Source organism: Methylobacterium sp. 4-46 (assembly GCF_000019365.1).
In the GTDB taxonomy this organism is placed as follows: domain Bacteria; phylum Pseudomonadota; class Alphaproteobacteria; order Rhizobiales; family Beijerinckiaceae; genus Methylobacterium.
Map to the genome: position 1 here is coordinate 1,374,032 of NC_010511.1, position 18,033 is coordinate 1,392,064.

Here is an 18,033-nt window from a genome sequence, read left to right on the forward strand (position 1 = left end):
CTCATTGGGAACAAAGGAGGAAACGCTATGGCGCGGGTCGCATTGGTGACGGGCGGGAGCCGTGGGATCGGGGCAGCGATCTCAAAGGCGCTGAAAGAGAATGGCTTCACGGTGGCGGCCAGCTACGCCGGAAATGACGAAGCCGCTCAGCGCTTCAAGTCCGAAACCGGCATCCCGGTGTTCAAGTGGGACGTGGGCGACTACGATGCTTGCTCAGCCGGCGTGAAGCAGGTCGAAAGCGAGGCTGGCCCAGTGGACGTCCTGGTGAACAACGCCGGCATCACGCGGGACGGCTTCTTCCACAAGATGAGCCGCGAGCAGTGGTCGGCGGTCATGCGCACCAACCTGGACTCCTTGTTCAACATGACCCGGCCGGTGATCGAGGGCATGCGCACGCGCGGCTGGGGGCGGGTGATCGTGATCTCGTCCATTAACGGGCAGAAGGGCCAAGCGGGGCAGGTAAACTATTCGGCTGCAAAGGCAGGGGACATCGGCTTCGTGAAGGCGCTGGCGCAGGAGAACGCGAGCAAGGGAATCACGGTGAATGCCATCTGCCCGGGCTACATTGGAACGGAAATGGTGCAGGCGATCGATCCGGAGATCCTGAAGAGCAAGATCATCCCGCAGATCCCCGTAGGACGGCTGGGCCAGCCGGAGGAGATCGCGCGGGCGGTGGTGTTTCTGGCTGGCGAGGACGGCGGCTTCATCACCGGATCCACGCTGGCCATCAATGGTGGCCAGTACATGACGTAACAAAAGACTCCGGGGCGGTTCGCGGCATTTGCTAGGGCTTGCGAAACTGGGGTTTCAATTTCCTATGGCGTTTGAGATAGGCTGCGTCACATTGAACGGAAATCCAGCCGGCGACGTCCTCCCTCGCCGGCTGGTACTCGTCGCCCTACAGCCTCCCGAGGAGGCTTTATGAGATCACGTCTTGCCAAAGGCTTGTACACGAGAGTTCTCGCGTGGGCCGCAATCTGTATTCTCTCAGCGACAATTGTATTTGGCGTTAAGGACGGAGTCGAGCGCTCCGCTATTCGGCAATTGCAGGCAGAGGGAGAGCGAAGGCTGGATATTTACGTTCAGAGTCTCAACGGCGAGCTGGGGCGCTACGATTATCTCCCGACAGTAATTGCGCTGAACGCCAATGTGACCGCAATGTTGCAAAATCCAGACGACCAAGAACTTCGCAAAAAAGTGAACGAGTACCTTCAGGATGTGAATGAAAGTGCTCGCTCATCGGCCGTCTATATATTAGATCATCAGGGAGTCACTCTCGCATCGAGCAATTGGAATGACGATATCAGTTTCGTTGGTGTAAAATTGGATTATAGGCCGTATTTCCTGGAAGCTCTGAAGTCCGCCCACGGCCGTTTCTATGGAATAGGGACCACCAGCGGCATTCCTGGCTATTTTAGGTCCAGCCCGATTATCCACGACGGCCGTCTACTTGGTGTGATGGCGCTCAAGATCAGCATAGAACAGCTTGAGGGCGCGTGGGAGGAGGGTCGTACGAAGAGTCGCGAGATTGTAGCGGTTGCCGACAAGAACGGCATCATCTTTCTCTCGTCACGAAACTCTTGGAAGTATAAGACCACTAAATCTCTCGATCCTCCGGCCCTGGAGCAAATTCGCGCTTCCCGGCAGTACGACGGTGCAGGTTTGAAGCCGCTTGAATTGGTTGTAGTTCGGTCTACCGGATCCGCTCCTATTATAAGATTTAATGAGGATATGCCGGATCGGTACTCCGGATCGTCCAGCAGGAAGTTTCTGGAACAGATACGGTCGGTTGATTCTGCGGGTTGGCGCATCTTGTTGTTCTCCGACCTTGAGCCTCAAAGGCGGTTTGCCCTTAGCGTTGCCATCGCATGTGGTCTTGCAATCGGAGCGGCGATCTTTCTAACACTTTATCTTCATCAACGCTGGCGCGCGCTCAATGCGGCTGCCACTGCGAAGGAAGCGCTGCAGGTCGCGCACGACAGACTCGAGCAGGATGTGGCGGATCGTACTGCCGATCTCGTCCAAACCAATCAGCAGCTCCACCGAGAGATCGTGGAGCGCAATAGAACCGAAGTTGTACTCCGCGAAGCGCAGGCTGGACTTGTGCATGCTGAGAAGCTGGCCGCTCTCGGGCAGATGTCCGCCGGCATTGCGCATGAGTTGAACCAGCCGCTCACGGCTGTACGGACCCTGTCCGACAACGCGAAGGTACTCCTTGAGCGAAACCGACTTCAGGCGGCGACAGCCAATCTTTCGAAGATATCCGAGCTGTCTGAGCATATGGGGCAAATTGTTGCGCACTGGAAAAGAGTCGCGCGGAAATCGGAGCCGATTACAGGCATTGTTTCTGCCAGACAGTCGATTTCGAATGCTTTATTGATTGTCGATCGCTCAATGAAATTGAAAGAAATCAATATTGTGACGAAAATTCCGTCTGAAGATGTCATCTTAAAGTGCGACCCTAACCGCCTAGAACAGGTAATCATCAATCTTTTCAGCAACGCCGTCGACGCCGTTGCGAACGTCCATCATCCCGAGATCGTTGTAAGCGTAAGCCGTCATCAAGATCGAGGTGCTATTTGCGTCCACGACAACGGACCGGGAATATCCGACTCCGTGATGCCTCACCTGTTCGAGCCCTTTTTTACCACAAAAGAAGCTGGATCCGGCCTTGGGCTCGGACTCGCTATTTCAGCCGATATCGTGGCTGCAATGGGTGGAACCATTCATGCCCATGATCGGCCAGAGGGCGGAGCCGAGTTCATTCTTGATCTGCCCCTTGCACCTCCGGAGGCGCATCATGGCTGACGCCATCAAGGTGATTGTTATCGAGGACGACCCCGCGGTCCGCGCTGGGATCGAACAGGCGCTCGATCTGGCTGGCTTCGATGTGCGATCCTTCGGATCGGCAGAATGGGTTCGAAGCCATCTTCCCGGCGGTTTCGCTGGGGTCGTGGTTACGGATGTCAAGCTTCCCGGAATGGATGGTCTGCAACTCCTGAAACACCTCCGTGACTTGGATCCCAAGCTGCCGGTGATCGTGATCACCGGCCATGGTGACATCTCCATGGCGGTCCAGGCGATGCGGGACGGCGCTTACGATTTTATCACGAAACCGTTCGCTTCGGAGCAACTCGTCGGCGTTGTGCGGCGTGCGGTTGAGAATCGCAACCTGACTCTGCAAGTTGCCCACCTTCAGAAAAAGCTCGTTCGGCAAGCGGTCGAGGCCGTTCTGATCGGCCAGTCCCCAGGGATCGAGAAGGTTCGGCGGATCATCAGTGACGTCGCAGCCACTCAGGCGAGCGTGCTTATCAATGGTGAGACCGGAACCGGAAAAGAACTGGTCGCCCGCTGCCTGCATGAACAGGGTAGCAGCAGCAGCGGCCATTTTGTTGCGCTGAATTGTGGAGGGTTGCCGGAGCAGCTGTTTGAAAGCGAAATGTTTGGGCACGAAGCTGGGGCATTTACCGGGGCTGCGAAGCGTCGGGTAGGTAAAATTGAGCACGCGCACAACGGCACTCTTTTTCTCGACGAGATAGAAAGCATGCCGTGCAATTTGCAAGTAAAACTTCTTCGTGTTTTACAAGAACAGACCCTTGAGCGCCTTGGATCAAACGCACAAGTGCCTGTCAATTGCCGTGTCGTAGCGGCCACAAAAGATGACCTTCTTTCTCTCAGCGAGCAAAATCGGTTCCGTTCGGATTTGTACTACCGACTCAACGTTGTCCCGATTGATCTTCCGCCTCTTCGAGAACGACGTGAAGATATACCGCTTCTATTTGAGCATTTGACGCTACTCTCTGCCCTTCGTTTCGGCCGTGAAGCACCTGTGCCATCGGCCGGATTTGTGCGGCAGCTTCTAGCCCATTCCTGGCCTGGCAATGTTCGCGAGCTTTCCAATGTCGCGAGCCGCTTTGTACTAGGCATGAATGGAGCCGAAAGAGTCGGAAGTCTGGGAAGTCCAAACATAAAGAACTCGTTAACGGACCACGTTGACCAATTTGAGAGAAGTCTTATCCAAGACGAACTCAAAAGGCAAAATGGCTGTGTCGCCACGGCAAGTCAAGCACTTGGTATTCCAAAGAAACCGCTTTATGGTAAGTTGCGCAGGTATCAGCTGAACCTTGATCATAAAGTATGGTGCGGGTCAGACCGCTGACGCCGAGGATCAATTTTGTACCGTTCGCATTTGCGCGCGAGCTGCTCTTGCCAAGAGGAAGGCAAGCTGACGATCTGATATCGCCGCGCTTACAAGCTAATCTATTGCAGGTGAGGGGTTAGGCGCTGAGGGACTTGATGCGGCCGGACTCCGCCGCGAGCGCATTCCAGGCGCTTGAATGTGCGGAGTGATCGACGTGTGAAGACGAATGAGCCTAGCTGCCGAGGAGAGAAGAGTGAGCCATGCTTCCAAGGTACGCAGCGATGTCGGCGCCCAGACGCCAAGGGGGTCAACGATGAAACCAGGTGACGATACGAACCCGGGAGCCCCTGGGTCGGGTGAGCGGTGATGGCGGAGGTAGAAAATGATCATGAACTTCGACGCGCTCGTCCTCTCACGCATCCAGTTCGCGTTCACCATCTCCTTTCACATCATCTTCCCGGCCTTCACCATCGGTCTCGCAAGCTGGCTCGCCCGGCTGGAGTTCGAGTGGCTGCGCACCGGCAACCCTCAGTACAAAAATCTCTACAAGTTCTGGGTGAAGGTCTTCGCGGTCTCCTTCGGTCTCGGCGTCGTCTCCGGCATCGTGATGAGCTACCAGCTTGGCACCAACTGGTCGCGCTATTCCGAGTTCACCGGCAACATCTTAGGTCCCTTGATCGCCTACGAGGTGATCACCGCCTTCTGCCTGGAGGCGGGGTTTCTAGGCATCATGCTGTTCGGCTGGGATCGCGTCGGCGACCGGCTGCACTTCTTCGCAACCTGCATGGTGGCCCTCGGAACTCTGATCTCGGCCTTCTGGATCCTGTCGGCAAACTCCTGGATGCAGACGCCCGACGGCTTTCGCGTCGAGAACGGCCTCGCCCTGCCGGTTGACTGGTGGAAGATTATCTTCAACCCATCGTTCCCGCTGCGCTACGCCCATATGGTCATGGGGTGCTATCTCACCACGGCGTTCGCAGTTGCGGGCATGTCGGCTTGGATGCTGTTGCGCCACCCGCATGATGCGCCCGAGGCCAAGCTCGCGGGCGCGCGCCGCGCGCTCTCGATGGCGCTTTGGTTTGCCACGATCGTGACGCCGATCCAGATCTTCGTCGGCGATATGCACGGCCTGGGTGTTCTCAAGTATCAACCGACCAAGCTGGCAGCGATCGAGGGCAACTGGGAGCGGCGGGCCAACATGCCGCTGCGATTGTTCGCGATCCCCGACCAGAACGCCGAGACTAACCATTACGAGATCAGCATCCCGAAGATCGGCAGCTACATCCTGACCCATGAGTTCGGCGGCGAGGTACCCGGCCTGAAAGACGTGCCGCCGGATCAGCGCCCACCCGTGCTGCCGGTATTTTTTGTCTTCCGGGGCATGCTTGCCATCGGATTTGCCATGCTGGGCCTGAGCCTGTGGCATCTCTACCTGCGCTGGAAAGGGGGGCTCTTCACCGACCGGCTGTTCCTCAACGCAGCAATGATGATGACGCCCTCGGGCTTCGGCGCCGTTCTGCTCGGCTGGTTCACCGCCGAGATCGGCCGGCAGCCCTACCTCGTGTATGGGCAATTGCGCACGGCCGATGCCGTATCGCCGGTTACGACGGGTGCGGTCACCATCTCGCTTATGACTTTCCTCATCGTCTACTCGATCGTGTTCGGCTGCGGGAGCTACTACCTCGCCAAGCTCCTGCGGAAAGGACCTGATCCAGTCGAGGAGATCCCGGGAGCCGAGAGCCTGGCCAAGAAGCCGAAGCGGCCGTTGTCGCTACCCGACGAGAGACTCGACGGAGGACCAAGGCGCAAAGCTCCCCAACCCGCCGAATAAGGAGAGCCCACATGTTCGGCTTCGGAACGGAATATGTCGGCTGGGCCTTTTGGCTGCCCCTGCTCTGGGCGGTGATCCTTGGGGTCGCGATCACCATGTACGTGGTGGTCGACGGCTTCGATCTCGGCATCGGTATCATGTTCACCAGGGCCGAGAACGACAATTGGCGCGACCGGATGATGTTCTCGGTCGCGCCGATCTGGGATGGCAACGAAACTTGGCTGATCCTTGGCGGCGCCGGCCTGTTCTGCGTCTTCTCGGTCGCCTATGCGATCCTGATGCCGGCGCTCTACATTCCGATGCTGATTATGCTGATCGCTTTGGTCTTCCGGGGCATCGCCTTCGAGTTCCGCTTCAAGGCGGATACATCCAAGCGTATCTGGGACTACGCCTTCCACTACGGCTCCCTGCTGGCGACCTTTGCGCAAGGGATCGTGCTCGGCGCATTCGTGCAGGGCTTCGAGGTAGGCGGACGGCAGTTCGCTGGCGGCACCTGGGACTGGCTGACCCCGTTCAGTCTAGCGACCGGAGTCGGCCTCGTCTGCGGTTATGGCCTCTTGGGCGCGACGTGGTGTGTGATGAAGACCACGGGTGCCTTAGAGATCTGGGCCCGGCGTAAATCTGAGCAATTCCTCGTCGCCACAATCGTCATGATGGCGATCGTGAGCGCCTGGGTGCCGTTTCTTGGCCGGCAGATCGAAGCACGCTGGTTCTCTTGGCCCAGCATCCTCGCTCTGGTCCCGGTTCCACTGTTGACGGCGTTCGTTGCATATATGATTTATCGGTCGGTCAACGACGGTCATCATACCGCGCCGTTCTTACTCTCCATTGTGATGTTCCTGCTCGGGTTCCTGGGGTTGGTCATCAGCTTGTTCCCCTACATCGTGCCGCCTTCCATAACGATCTGGCAGGCTGCGAATACGGTGGACTCGCAAATGTTCGCCCTGATCGGCTATGCCTTCGCTTTGCCGATCACCTTCGCATACACGGCTTATGCATACTACGTGTTCCGTGGCAAAGTCGCAAAGGAGATCGCGGGCGGTGGGTACGGATAGCGGGAGACAGCCGCACCGCCGGCCCGCATCGAACCGCAGCCTCACTCGCGCGGAGGGTGGGTCAGTGTCTTAGACGCGGTACGGCAAAATTCAAAAGCATCAGCTTGTTCTTGAAGATTACAACAAGTAGATCGTCAGGAACAAGGCCGCGGTTGCTTCAGAGCACGCAAGGAGTCTCATGGCCGTCGTTCTCGATCTCCTCAACACGGACATCCGCCCGCGCCACCCTGAGAAGGCGCATCGGCCCGACCAGCCCGTCCAGCGTAAGCCCGACTGGATCCGGGTGCGGGCGCCGGGTTCGCCCAAATGGGCCGAGACGAACCGCATCGTGCGCGAGAACAAGCTCGTGACGGTATGCGAGGAGGCGGGCTGTCCCAATATCGGCGAGTGCTGGGAGAAGAAGCACGCCACCTTGATGATCTCGGGGGACACCTGCACCCGTGCGTGCGCCTTCTGCAACGTCAAGACCGGCCTGCCCGGCGCGCTTGATCCGCACGAGGCTGACAGCGTCGCCCAAGCGGTGGAAAAGCTCGGGCTCGCCCACGTCGTCATCACGTCGGTGGACCGGGACGATCTGCCGGACGGCGGCGCGGGGCACTTCGCCCAAGTCATCCGGGCGATCCGTGCCCGCTCGCCTGAGACCACGATCGAGGTGCTGACGCCGGACTTCCTGCGAAAAACAGAAGCCCTGGAGGTCGTGGCCGCGGCCCGGCCCGACGTGTTCAATCACAACCTCGAAACGGTGCCGTCCAAATATCTGACCGTGCGGCCCGGGGCGCGCTACTTCCACTCCATCCGCCTGCTCCAGCGCGTGAAGGAACTCGACCCGACGATCTTCACCAAGTCTGGCATAATGGTCGGCCTCGGCGAAGAGCGCAACGAGGTGCTTCAGCTCATGGATGACCTGCGCTCGGCCGATGTCGATTTCCTGACCATCGGCCAGTACCTGCAGCCGACGAAGAAGCACCATCCGGTGATGCGCTTCGTGCCGCCCGACGAGTTCCGGGCCTACGAGACCACGGCCTACGCCAAGGGCTTCCTGCTTGTTTCGGCGACGCCGCTGACCCGCTCTTCGCACCACGCCGGAGAATATTTTGCGCGACTCAACGCAGCGCGCATCACACGTCTATCGGTGGCCGCAAAACAAAGCCAACTGTCAGAGTAGAGGTAGCGGAGGATCTTATGCGACACATATGCCGGCTCGTCTGTGTTCTGGCTGCTATGCTCCTTTCTACGGGGGTAGCTTTTCCTGCTGATCCCAATTGGCCTGCCACTCTGGTCATTGGGACGGCATCGCCGGGCGGAACGTACTTTACTTATGGCGAGGGTTTGGCAAAGATCCTGACCCGCGAACTTGGCATACCTGTTTCCGCACGGGCGACAGAGGGCCCTGTTCAGAACATTGCTCTTCTGGAGAAGGGCGAGATCCAGTTGGCTTTCGCGACGCTCGGGGTCGCCTTGCAGGCTTGGAACGGAACAGGCGCGGGGAGCCAAGGCAAGCCGTTCCGCGAGATGCGCGCGTTGTTTCCCATGTATGACACTCCGTTCCAGTTGGTCGTGATGCACGGGTCAATCATTCAGTCGGTTGCTGATCTCGCTGGAAAGCGCATTGGTTCCGGCCCGCAAGGGGGCACTACGGCCACCTACATGCCCGAGATGTTGAAGGCGCTTAAGATCGAGGCTCCCTTGATCTATGGAGACTGGGCCGATCTCGCTCAGCAACTTCGCACAGGAGCGCTTGATGCTCTCGCGGTCGCGGCCGGTGTTCCGTTCCCGTCCTTTCTCGATCTTGAAACAAACGGCAAGCTGCGTTTCCTTCACGTCACTACTCAGCAAATCGCTGTCCTCCGCTTGACGCACCCCGAGCTGCAACTGTCGACTGTACCGCCGGGGATCTATGCCTCGCTTCCGACCCCATATCAGACCGTTGGGCTTTTCAATTTTGCCGTGGGTCGGATGGATCTGCCCGACAATCTTGTATATGCGATCTTGGATGCCGTGTTTTCACATCAGGATGAGCTGATCGGCACGCATCCCGCTGCGACCGAAACCGTTCCGGCCAACTTCACACGCAACATGTTCCTTCCGTTTCACAACGGCGCGGATCGCTGGTACCGCAATCATGCCGCTGGCGGGACTGAGCAGGGCGATTAACGATTGTTGTCGGGCAGATACACCGGCACGTATCCGGGGCTGCCGACAGGTCCAGGCACAAGAGCTCGAGATGTTGAACGAACATTCGCCTGGCTTGGCCGTGGCCAGGGTCTCGCCAAGGGTTGGGAGAGAACCACCGCGAGCTGCGCCGCCAGGGCTCTCATTGCCAGCATCACGCCGATGTCACGACGGCTCGCAAGGTACTGCTACCTGACGTGAACTTTCGAGTCCGGCTCTGAGACACGCCTCGACAGGCCGATCCTGCGACCGCGCGTTCCAGTTCCCGTGACACTGCCGCGGGAAACCCCACCAGCCCATCCCTCACGCCCGCTTTCTCGAGGCACCCCTGACGAGCGCCCATTGGATTGGCCGCGGCCGAGCTTAGACTGATTCAACGCCCACATGAAAAGAATTTTTATGATCCTGCGGCCATGATTGCCACGCCATAGCCATAAAAGTGGCAGCAGTCATGATTAAAACTGCAAACAGATGGAACACGACAGGAATCACGGCCTGAATTGTAGACATAAATCGTACTCCCAAGTTTGAAGGCCGAAACGTCGGCGGCGTGTCATGCCCTAAGATCGAGCGCGGCAGTGGAGCGCGAGATGGGCGTGGACAGGTAAAATGGGGTTCACCTTATCACGGGTGAGTTCGCCGGCAGCCAAGCTGCAAACAGCTCTTACCCGGCCAGGGCAATGCCGACGATCGCGATCGCCGCCCCAATCAGCATCAGGAGCGTCGAGACGAGCGGCAGGCGGAGTGTGAGCGCCTCCTTCCGACGAGGTGAGAACGGGTTGTGCAGGTTACTCCGCAGGTGCCTCCTAGAAAGCTGGCGCTTAGTCAGACCCGTGTTGAGTTCGTGTGATGCCAGCGCCTTTTGGAAGCCCGGGCTCCGATGCAGCTGGCCGAGTCTCGCCGGGGAGTAGCCGCTCATCGGTGAGGTCAAGACGGACCGTTTCCCAGCTGAGTGTGCCGCGATCATGCAGCGCTCAGTGTGCGCGTCGTACGAACCGCTCGAGAATCTGAGCGTACCGGCAACTCTCACGAACGGCTTGCCACTCGATCAGCTAACGTCGGCCTACCCAGCTTGTGTGGTGAGCCACTATGCTGCAGCGGAGCCGTACTCATCGAGCCAGAGTTGACGTCCAAGCAAGATCGCCACTCTCTCTAGATTGCGGTAGGTCAGCGCGCAATCCAGATCGCGCAGCACGCGACACTTGATGAGCGCTCTAACGGACGGCTTCATGATATGCCTCTTTTGCAGTAGCTTGACGCCACGATTCCGTAATCAGCCTAACGACACATGTCGCTCAAGAAGCCCTTAAGCTTTCCAATATGAACGCAGTCATCAGATTGTTTGCCGCAACAAATGAACGACTGCACTCAGCGTTCGTCGCCAGCATTATATCAACGGGCGTCTGAGACTTCGCGAGAACGCGGCCGTACGCGAGCTTAGCTCCCAGCTCGTCCTGTACGTACGACACCCAGATGCTATGCTGCGCGCTGATCTTCTCTAGCAATCGAGCAGCCGTCGAGTATGTGCTCGCCCGAGCAGTTGATGGTTCAGCAAAAGCGCTGGCATCAGCACCAGCGTGCTCGCTCGCTGCCGATCCTGATGTGGTGAGCTCATCCGAAATCTCTGGCGCGCTTACTGCAGCCGCGTAAACCGCGACCGGTTCCGGCTCAGGTGTGGCACTCTCAAGCGTACTTGCAGGTTCATCACCATCAAGTCGGGCGTCATCCGGCACGAGGTCCTCATTGGCCCCTTCCAGTGGGGACAACGGCTCGGGCTCATTGGCAGGGACAGACTCAAGCAACGTCTGATCGCCACTCTGGTCGCCATTGCCCTGCGGGAGGACAGCCTGCCCGTCCCCAGCATTGAGGATCGGCGCGTCAGCGGCCATGACCTCGTTCATGGGGCTTCTCCGTTGCACTTCCGGTGAACGCCTCCCGCGTCGCGCTGCCATGTTACCGCTCCCTCTCGTCAGGGCCGGCCCGCGCGTCTGAAATAGCGCGGGCTCCGGCTAATCAAATCAGGTTACGCAGCCTTAGCGACGGAATAGAGTTCCTTGGCCTGGACCTGGAAAGCCTCGAGCTGAGCGCGGACGTACTCCGCCTGGATCTTGCCGGCCTCTTGCAGACCGCGGGCGCGGACGACCTTCTGGGTGGCCTCGAAGGCAGCGTTGGCGTTCTGCTCAGCGAAATCGAGGCTGCGGGTGTAAGCCACGCTGACCGGGAGCTGGGCGTTCTTGAACGAGGACTGGACGGTCTCGTTCGCCCTGCGGGTGTTCTGGAAGAAGGCGGTGACGGCCTGCTGGACCTGCGACACGCTCTTCTCGGCGAAGTCGCGCAGCTGGGCAGGGATCTCGATGGGGTTCTGGCTTGCCATGACGCTTCTCCACGGTGGTACTCACCGCCTTCTTGTACGGTGCAATAAAAATGGTGCAGTGCACAATGACGCGCAACTCGACCTTTCGGATTAGTCCAAAAGAGATAAAGGCAGAGGCGACGATGCGCTCAGGACGACGGGGCGGTGGGTTATGACATGCTGGCCGACCAGTGCATGGACGTAGCCAGCCTGGCTCGGTACATGCTGTAACAATCTGATAAATAAGCAATTTCTGATTTTGAGCGCGTTCCTGAGCGAGTCAAAAAGGGCCGCCCTCGCGGACAGCCCGAAATCTAGGGAGGACACGCCCATGGAGGGTATGCACCGCCGCAACGCCATCGCGGCTGTGCACGAGTTTTGTGCGATGGTGCGGCGCACAATGCAATCAACGATGTGCTCCAGGTATGAGGTGCGTGCTTACGGTTGTTCGGCTGCTGGTCACGAGAGGGATTGCCACCTCAGTCGCACATGTGCCGCACATCTTTGTTCCGGAACTGGCGTCCGCCGTGGGGCATACGCACAGCCGCTGACGGTCGTCCGACGCTGACGCGCTTGACGCCAGAGCCCCCGCAGCGGTCAGTCGCGGGGAACCTCGTCAGGAAATCAAATGTCGGGAAAACCTTCGTAACCGGACACTCCGGATATTGGCCGCGAGGGGCCGCTTCGGGTCAGAAGTTCGCGCTCGGTTGGTTCGGCTATGCGCCACGAGAAGTCAGTTCTGCGTGCTCACCGAGGGCCGAGCGGGGCAGCACGATCCATGCTCACCACGACCTTGCCGTTCGAGGCACCCGTCGCAACCGCGCGGTACGCCGCGTCGATCATGTCAAATTCGAAGACATGGGCGTCGAGACGAGGGGAAATCCGGCCGGCCTCGACGAACTGTGTCACCGCGCGCAAGATCTCACCGTGCTGCGCTCGGCCCTCCCCCGTGAGCAGCGGCAGAAGCGTGAAAACCCCCGAGTAGGTGCCGGCTTTGAAGGAAAGGGGCGCCAGGGCGTGTTTGCCCCAGCCCAGCGCGCTGACCACGTGGCCGAAGCGCCGGACCGCCTCGAAGGATGCGTCGAGCGTCGCGCCACCCACGGTGTCGTAAACCAGATCGAACCCTCTTCCGGCCGTGTGTCGTTCGACGTAGTCGGCAACGGTCTCGCTTCGGTAATCGATGAAGGTCGCGCCCAGCCGCGTGATCACTGACCGATTCACGCCGGATCCGGTCGCGAACACCTCCGCCCCGAACGCCCGCGCGATCTGCACGGCGGCCTGCCCGACCCCGCCGGCACCCCCGTGCACCAAGACAAGCTGACCGGAGCCGACACGGGCCCGATCGACGAGACCTTCCCAGGCCGTGATCGCGACGAGCGGCAGGGACGCGGCCTCGCGCATGCTCAGGTTCGCGGGCTTTGGGGCGAGAAGGTTCGCATCCGCCACCTGGTACTCGGCCAGCGAGCCCTGGTGGCCACCGACGCCGCCCGTCATGCCGTAGACCTCGTCCCCGACCCGCATGCCGGACACACCCGGCCCGACCGCCTCGACCGTCCCCGCCATGTCGAGGCCGAGGATGGCCGGCAGGGGATGACGCGCATGCGCGGCCGTCCCCGCGTGGATCTTGAGGTCCAGCGGGTTCACGCCACTGGCCGCGACACGCACCAGGACTTGGCCCGGGCCGGGCTCGGGCCGGCTGATCGTGGCGATGCGGAACGGCGCCCCGTGGCTCTCGACCACGGCTGCTCTCATGGTGGCGGGTGAGCTCATGGCGATCTCCTGTGATGAGTCGACGATCGAGCATTCACAGGCGAATGGGAACGAACGATACTGCACGCTGCTCAGACGCAATTGTATGGCTGATCGCGACCGTGATCGAGTGGAGCGACTTGCGGATCTTCCTCGCGATCGCCCGGGCCGGCACGCTCGGTGCGGGCGCCCGCGCGGTCGGGAGCACTCAGCCCACCATGGGCCGGCGCCTTCGCGCGCTCGAAGCCGCGATCGGTCATGCCTTGTTCCAGCGCACGGCGGACGGGTTCGTGCTGACCGACGAGGGCGAGGTTCTGCTCGCCCATGCCGAGCGCATGGAGGAGGAGGCGCTCGCCATCGAGCGGCAACTCGCCGGTCGGCCCGGGACGCTCGCGGGTTCGCTTCGCTTGTCATCGTCGGATTGGTTCGGCAGAACCTTGCTGGCACCGGCCCTGGCCACGTTCGGGCACCACCACCCGGACGTGGAGATCGAGTTGCTGACGGATGCGCGGCTCTACAGCCTCCCGCGGCGGGAAGCTGACCTCGTGTTCCGAATCACCCGGTTCGACGAGCCCGAGGTGATCTCGCGCCGCCTGCTGACGGTCCGCTACGGGGTCTACGGAGCACGCGGCACGACACTGCCGGTTGCGGGGGACGGCTCCGGCACGCGGACCATCACGATGGACGCGGCGTTCGCTGAGATGCCCGACGCGGTGTGGCTCCGGCGAATGCTGCCGAATGCGCGAGTCGCGTTCCGCAGCAACAACCGCGAGGTCCAGGCGCAGCTGTGCCGAGAAGGAGCGGGCGTCGCTGTCCTGCCGCGCCCGCTCGGTGACGCCACTCCCGGTCTCGTCGCGCTCGACTTGGGCGAGGCGCCGCCGTGCCGCGACACGTTCGTGGGCTACCACCGCGATCTGAGGCGGCTCGGGCGGCTGCGAGCGCTGCTCGATCACCTGCTCGACCGGCTGGCGGGCTGACCGCTCGTACGGCCAGGACATCGACGAGGCACCCGCGCATCCTCTCCGCAACGCGCCACGATCTTCCGGGTAGAGGCGATGCGGTCACGCGGCGCCGTGGGACGCACGTGATGTCGACACTCATCGGCGAGAGTGCATCGGGGATGGGCGCACCAAGAGGCGGGCGTGCGCACCGCGGCCGCGAGACCTCCGCGCACCCTGGAACCGCGCGCCCTGAGAGGGCCGCCTCCGGTGCAGGCACGGCGCTCGGTGCGGTTCACCGCCCTCTCGTCGCGCCTGATGCCGCTCCAGTCGGGAAGACCTCCCAGGCGAGACCGGAAGCGCGTGACGGCCCTTCAATCGGATGTGGTCGACGTCGCGATCTCCTCCAGCGCGCTCGACATCGCGCCAACGACCGCGTCCACGGAAGCGCCAAGCCCGTGGCGGCGGGCCAAGTACGCAGGTTCATTGTACGTGAGGAACGTCGTCCCGGTCTCATCCTGCCAGACCAGAGCCTTGAGCGGAAGGTCTATCCCGATCGTCTGCATGGACTGCATCAGCGGCGTGCCTCCCTTGGCCGCGCCGAAGATCAACAGATCGGTGGGACGAAGAGCCATGCCAGCGCCGGTCGCGGCGGCCGCGTGGTCGATATGGGCGAAGACGATCATCCCCCTGGCCTTCACCGCTGCCTCAAGTCGGGCCATCGTCTCGGCCGGTCCGAAGGCACTCCTCAGCGTGACAAGTCCATCCTCGGCCATTGCGCGCGCTCCAGTCAGGAAGGATATGAAGGTCACCGCGACGGCAGTGCTCCGCATTGACATAGCCATCATCCCCCCTCCCGGACAGCCGTCCCAAACCGCCTCGCGATCCCGGTTCGCCAATGATGCGACGGCGGAGTGTAGACGCAGGGCGCTCTGCTCCGTGCATCGCAGGTGCCGACCGACGCCTGACCGCTATTTCGGCGCTGCGATCCCGTTCAGGAAAAGAAGCACCTTGGTGAAAGGAAAGCGGAACGGAAGAGCGAGGTCGAAGCGATGGCCGTCCGGCAGCACGGCGCCAATGGGCCCAGGGGAGTCGAGACACGTGAGATCGCCATCCGCGTACGCTAAGCCGCAGCCAGCATTCCCGAGGGTGCCACCCGCCGGGATTGCGACGCGGTCCCGATCGATCGCATCAAGCTCCGGACCAGGCGCGCGGTTGTAGGCGTTGAAACGCATCAGGTGCCAGAAGTGCCGATCGGGCCGTCCTTCAACCGCAAAGCACTTGGCGAAAATGGACTGACCATCGCGCGTCCACACGTCTTGTCCGGCACAGGACGGGTCGTCGTAGTCCGCCTGCCGGCATGCGCGAGGGCCGTTCGCTCCGCACCCGATGAATTCGACCAGATTGTTGTAGCTCGTGATCGGCGGCCCCGGGCTCCCGCGGAAGAGGGGACTTCTGGTTCTCACGCTGTTGTTGAAGAAGAAGAGGCGGTCCAGGACGGGTCCGTCCGGCAGATCGTCATACGTCCCCATCTTGATGACGGTACCCAGCATGTGCGTCGAGCAGCTCGCATCGTCACCTTCGGCCATGTCGGCACTCCAGCGCCCCCGTGCCCCCAGGATGGGCCGGAACTGCCTGCTGCCCACCCAACCATCGTTCGTGCATTTTGATCCAGGCGCATCATCAAGGGCGAAGACGTTTCCAAAGACAAAGACATCGTGGCCTGCAACCCCGTCCGTCGAGATCGGGGCGTAATTGTTTATGATGGTGTTGTGCTTGACGATCCAATACGTAGCTTGGCTCTCCGGCTCGACGGCATTGTCCCTGATGTTCTCGAACCTGTTGCCGGTGATCTCGAAACCGGCATTCGCGATTTCCCGGCAGTTCGGGTTCTCGAGGCACACCTCACTGAGCCTGACGCGAACGCCATTATAGGCGTCGGTCACCCGGTTGTCGGCGATTCGCACATTGCCCAGGATGTCCTTGGCGACGAAGAGTGCTCCGTTCAGCGGGCTCCAGAAGTAGTGGTGAACCACGGCCCAGGGTATGTCGGACCAGGCGCTGACCGGACAGGACCAATCATTGCGGATGTCGCAGGCGCGTTTGGACGGACGATAGCTCGCCGGACTCTGCCGCCATACGTTCCCAGTGATCTCGAAAGTGTGTGCGGTCTCCGGGTGGCCTTTCCTTGCGATGGCAGCAAAGGCGTAGGACCCTCCATCAATCAGCGATCCATGTAAGCCGATATTCGATGAGGCATAGGCAGCGACGGCCGCGAGCCAGCATTCGCGGAACCCGAGGTCCCGGAGGTCGACGAAGGCGGCCTCCCAGAGGAGAACGCAGTCCAGCCGAAGGCGGATGTCAGGCATCGTTACTCCGGCCTCCGGCTCCAGCTCCCGAGACAGGTATTCGAGGAGGTCCTGCCGCTTCCCTGTCGGCCCGTCCGGCTTCGGACCATCCGGCGGTGGGCCGGAGCACAGGTCGACATCGTGCGGCTTGCAGAGAATCTCTCGGAGCGAGCGCTGCCCGACGATTGTTGTGAGCGCGCGGGGAGTGCCTCCTGACCTATCGACCTGACCTCGAATGGTAAGTCTGTTGGCTTCGGTGCCGCGCCACCGGATAGCCAAGCCTGTTTTTCCAAGATTGAGCGAGTATTGCGTCTCTTCGAGGCCGGAGCGGCGAAGGAGACGGATCTCGAGCGGCCGAGAACCTGCCGCTGCCCTTGCCGCGGCGACGGCGTCCTGTAGGGGAACACTGTCCGTAATAATCTCGCCCGCCCAGAGATATCCGGAGGTGGACTGATCTCCGTCAGGACGCGCGTAGAGGATCTCGGACCCAGCGGGGCCTAACATGAATACCAGCCAGAGCAGAACGGAGCTGAGAAGCCACATTGAGTGTCCCTCCGCGATTTCTCCTATTCCCACACCGACATCATGAACACGAGCACGGACCCCTAGGCGGTTGGGAGCGTCTGCCGTCCGCACCCGTGAGACGGCTTGAGGGCCTTCACGAGTGAAGATGGCGGCGACACTGTATCCGCCAGAGGCGAAGATGAAATACATCCGGACCAGCGCGGAAGCCGGCAGGGACGGTGATCAAGGACATCCGCCGCGCCACGCGCCGGCAGTTCTCGGCCGAGCAGAAGGTCCGCCTCGTGCTGGAGGGCCTGCGCGGTACACGGGGGGGTACTCCGGATTTGAGGCCGGGGTCGGAGCATCCTCAAGGGCAGCGTGACAGGGCCCGAGACCGGCGGCGTTGAGATGGATCAAGGTGCCCCCAGGCCGGCCCGGCAGGATGCTTCACTCGTCCAAGAGTATGGCACTTATTGATTCGGCAGCGCCTATCCCGACGAAGCGTGGGCCCTTCAAGAAGCGGGACGGAGGGCAACAAGAATGGTGTTTTTGCTAAAAATCGCTCTCTCAGTAGCTTCGTTTGCCGCGTCCGGAATGATGATAGATTTTTTCGCGCCGGGAGTGATGAAAGAACTTAGCTCAAACACCGTGTTTTTTTTATCTGTTCCCCTGCTTATCGCAATATGGCGCAGGAGCGGCCTTCTGTTAACGAAGTTGGCGTCCGGTCTCGCGGGTATAATTATCGGGTTGATCTTCGTGGTGGCCCGGCGTGACATTCCGATAGCGCTTTATCGATCTGGCGTATCAAGATCGATCGTAGTGGCTTCGGACGCGGCTTTGCAGCTTGGAGGCTACCTCGTTCCTGGTTTCGTCGCGTTGTTAGCTTTATCGGTCGCGCGCCGTCACGAGCCGCGCAAAAGTTTAAACTGAGACGCTGTTCAG

The 18,033-nt window shown here is 60.7% G+C and carries 15 protein-coding genes and 1 pseudogene; 10 read left to right on the forward strand and 6 right to left on the reverse strand.

Going from position 1 to position 18,033, the window contains the following annotated elements; genetic code table 11:
* The first annotated feature begins 27 nt into the window (after positions 1-27).
* From phbB to M446_RS36810, 8 genes and pseudogenes are all read left to right on the forward strand, one after another.
* Positions 28-753, forward strand: a complete 726-nt coding sequence (phbB, locus tag M446_RS05925; RefSeq protein ID WP_012331188.1) for an acetoacetyl-CoA reductase — start codon at positions 28-30, stop codon at positions 751-753.
* Between the two features lie 168 nt (positions 754-921).
* Positions 922-2,808, forward strand: coding sequence for a sensor histidine kinase (locus tag M446_RS34835; protein WP_012331189.1), 1,887 nt, complete (start codon positions 922-924; stop codon positions 2,806-2,808).
* Positions 2,801-4,159 (forward strand): sigma-54-dependent transcriptional regulator, encoded by a 1,359-nt coding sequence (locus tag M446_RS34840; RefSeq protein ID WP_012331190.1) that lies wholly within the window; start codon positions 2,801-2,803, stop codon positions 4,157-4,159. The genes M446_RS34835 and M446_RS34840 overlap by 8 nt, the downstream gene beginning before the upstream one ends.
* 370 nt (positions 4,160-4,529) lie before the next feature.
* Positions 4,530-5,972 (forward strand): cytochrome ubiquinol oxidase subunit I, encoded by a 1,443-nt coding sequence (locus tag M446_RS05940; protein WP_026190867.1) that lies wholly within the window; start codon positions 4,530-4,532, stop codon positions 5,970-5,972.
* A gap of 11 nt (positions 5,973-5,983) precedes the next feature.
* Positions 5,984-7,027 carry a cytochrome d ubiquinol oxidase subunit II gene (gene cydB, locus M446_RS05945; protein WP_012331192.1) on the forward strand — a complete coding sequence of 348 codons (1,044 nt, stop codon included), beginning with the start codon at positions 5,984-5,986 and terminating at the stop codon, positions 7,025-7,027.
* 178 nt (positions 7,028-7,205) lie between these two features.
* On the forward strand, positions 7,206-8,192 hold the full coding sequence (lipA, locus tag M446_RS05950) for a lipoyl synthase (protein ID WP_012331193.1): 987 nt from the start codon (positions 7,206-7,208) through the stop codon (positions 8,190-8,192).
* Between the two features lie 17 nt (positions 8,193-8,209).
* The gene (locus tag M446_RS05955; protein ID WP_012331194.1) at positions 8,210-9,181 is read left to right on the forward strand and encodes a TAXI family TRAP transporter solute-binding subunit; all 972 of its coding nucleotides are present in this window, start codon (positions 8,210-8,212) and stop codon (positions 9,179-9,181) included.
* A gap of 72 nt (positions 9,182-9,253) precedes the next feature.
* Positions 9,254-9,400: pseudogene (locus M446_RS36810) on the forward strand (IS5/IS1182 family transposase); the annotation flags it as partial.
* A gap of 463 nt (positions 9,401-9,863) precedes the next feature.
* On the opposite strand, the gene M446_RS05960 reads toward M446_RS36810, so the two are convergent.
* The 4 genes from M446_RS05960 to M446_RS05970 all read right to left on the reverse strand — a co-directional run bounded on the left by M446_RS05960 (position 9,864) and on the right by M446_RS05970 (position 13,322).
* Positions 9,864-10,118: a hypothetical protein gene (locus M446_RS05960; protein WP_043700882.1), complete on the reverse strand. Its 255-nt coding sequence runs from the start codon at positions 10,116-10,118 to the stop codon at positions 9,864-9,866.
* A gap of 376 nt (positions 10,119-10,494) precedes the next feature.
* Entirely contained in the window at positions 10,495-11,100 is a 606-nt protein-coding gene (locus tag M446_RS34845; protein ID WP_265576543.1) for a hypothetical protein, read from the reverse strand.
* Positions 11,101-11,222: 122 nt separating this feature from the next.
* The gene (locus tag M446_RS05965; RefSeq protein WP_012331197.1) at positions 11,223-11,573 is read right to left on the reverse strand and encodes a phasin family protein; all 351 of its coding nucleotides are present in this window, start codon (positions 11,571-11,573) and stop codon (positions 11,223-11,225) included.
* Positions 11,574-12,299: 726 nt separating this feature from the next.
* Positions 12,300-13,322 carry a zinc-dependent alcohol dehydrogenase family protein gene (locus M446_RS05970; RefSeq protein ID WP_012331198.1) on the reverse strand — a complete coding sequence of 341 codons (1,023 nt, stop codon included), beginning with the start codon at positions 13,320-13,322 and terminating at the stop codon, positions 12,300-12,302.
* 101 nt (positions 13,323-13,423) lie between these two features.
* Between M446_RS05970 and M446_RS05975 the strand changes: the two genes are divergently transcribed.
* Complete coding sequence (locus tag M446_RS05975) at positions 13,424-14,278, forward strand: LysR family transcriptional regulator (RefSeq protein WP_012331199.1); 855 nt, start codon at positions 13,424-13,426, stop codon at positions 14,276-14,278.
* Between the two features lie 335 nt (positions 14,279-14,613).
* Here M446_RS05975 and M446_RS05980 read toward each other — a convergent pair whose 3' ends face one another.
* Entirely contained in the window at positions 14,614-15,087 is a 474-nt protein-coding gene (locus M446_RS05980; protein ID WP_012331200.1) for a DUF302 domain-containing protein, read from the reverse strand.
* 123 nt (positions 15,088-15,210) lie between these two features.
* The gene (locus tag M446_RS05985) at positions 15,211-17,130 is read right to left on the reverse strand and encodes a hypothetical protein (RefSeq protein WP_012331201.1); all 1,920 of its coding nucleotides are present in this window, start codon (positions 17,128-17,130) and stop codon (positions 15,211-15,213) included.
* A gap of 501 nt (positions 17,131-17,631) precedes the next feature.
* On the opposite strand from M446_RS05985, the gene M446_RS36815 reads away from it, so the two are divergent.
* Complete coding sequence (locus M446_RS36815; RefSeq protein WP_150108589.1) at positions 17,632-18,021, forward strand: hypothetical protein; 390 nt, start codon at positions 17,632-17,634, stop codon at positions 18,019-18,021.
* The last annotated feature ends 12 nt before the right edge of the window (positions 18,022-18,033 follow it).

What these genes read in the sequence shown, in the direction of transcription:
- phbB (WP_012331188.1), top strand. Translation starts at nt 28, where the DNA reads ATGGCGCGGGTCGCATTGGTGACGGGCGGGAGCCGTGGGATCGGGGCA.
- M446_RS34835 (WP_012331189.1), top strand. Translation starts at nt 922, where the DNA reads ATGAGATCACGTCTTGCCAAAGGCTTGTACACGAGAGTTCTCGCGTGG.
- M446_RS34840 (WP_012331190.1), top strand. Translation starts at nt 2,801, where the DNA reads ATGGCTGACGCCATCAAGGTGATTGTTATCGAGGACGACCCCGCGGTC.
- M446_RS05940 (WP_026190867.1), top strand. Translation starts at nt 4,530, where the DNA reads ATGAACTTCGACGCGCTCGTCCTCTCACGCATCCAGTTCGCGTTCACC.
- cydB (WP_012331192.1), top strand. Translation starts at nt 5,984, where the DNA reads ATGTTCGGCTTCGGAACGGAATATGTCGGCTGGGCCTTTTGGCTGCCC.
- lipA (WP_012331193.1), top strand. Translation starts at nt 7,206, where the DNA reads ATGGCCGTCGTTCTCGATCTCCTCAACACGGACATCCGCCCGCGCCAC.
- M446_RS05955 (WP_012331194.1), top strand. Translation starts at nt 8,210, where the DNA reads ATGCGACACATATGCCGGCTCGTCTGTGTTCTGGCTGCTATGCTCCTT.
- M446_RS05960 (WP_043700882.1), bottom strand. Translation starts at nt 10,118, where the DNA reads ATGAGCGGCTACTCCCCGGCGAGACTCGGCCAGCTGCATCGGAGCCCG.
- M446_RS34845 (WP_265576543.1), bottom strand. Translation starts at nt 11,100, where the DNA reads ATGAACGAGGTCATGGCCGCTGACGCGCCGATCCTCAATGCTGGGGAC.
- M446_RS05965 (WP_012331197.1), bottom strand. Translation starts at nt 11,573, where the DNA reads ATGGCAAGCCAGAACCCCATCGAGATCCCTGCCCAGCTGCGCGACTTC.
- M446_RS05970 (WP_012331198.1), bottom strand. Translation starts at nt 13,322, where the DNA reads ATGAGCTCACCCGCCACCATGAGAGCAGCCGTGGTCGAGAGCCACGGG.
- M446_RS05980 (WP_012331200.1), bottom strand. Translation starts at nt 15,087, where the DNA reads ATGATGGCTATGTCAATGCGGAGCACTGCCGTCGCGGTGACCTTCATA.
- M446_RS05985 (WP_012331201.1), bottom strand. Translation starts at nt 17,130, where the DNA reads ATGTGGCTTCTCAGCTCCGTTCTGCTCTGGCTGGTATTCATGTTAGGC.
- M446_RS36815 (WP_150108589.1), top strand. Translation starts at nt 17,632, where the DNA reads ATGGTGTTTTTGCTAAAAATCGCTCTCTCAGTAGCTTCGTTTGCCGCG.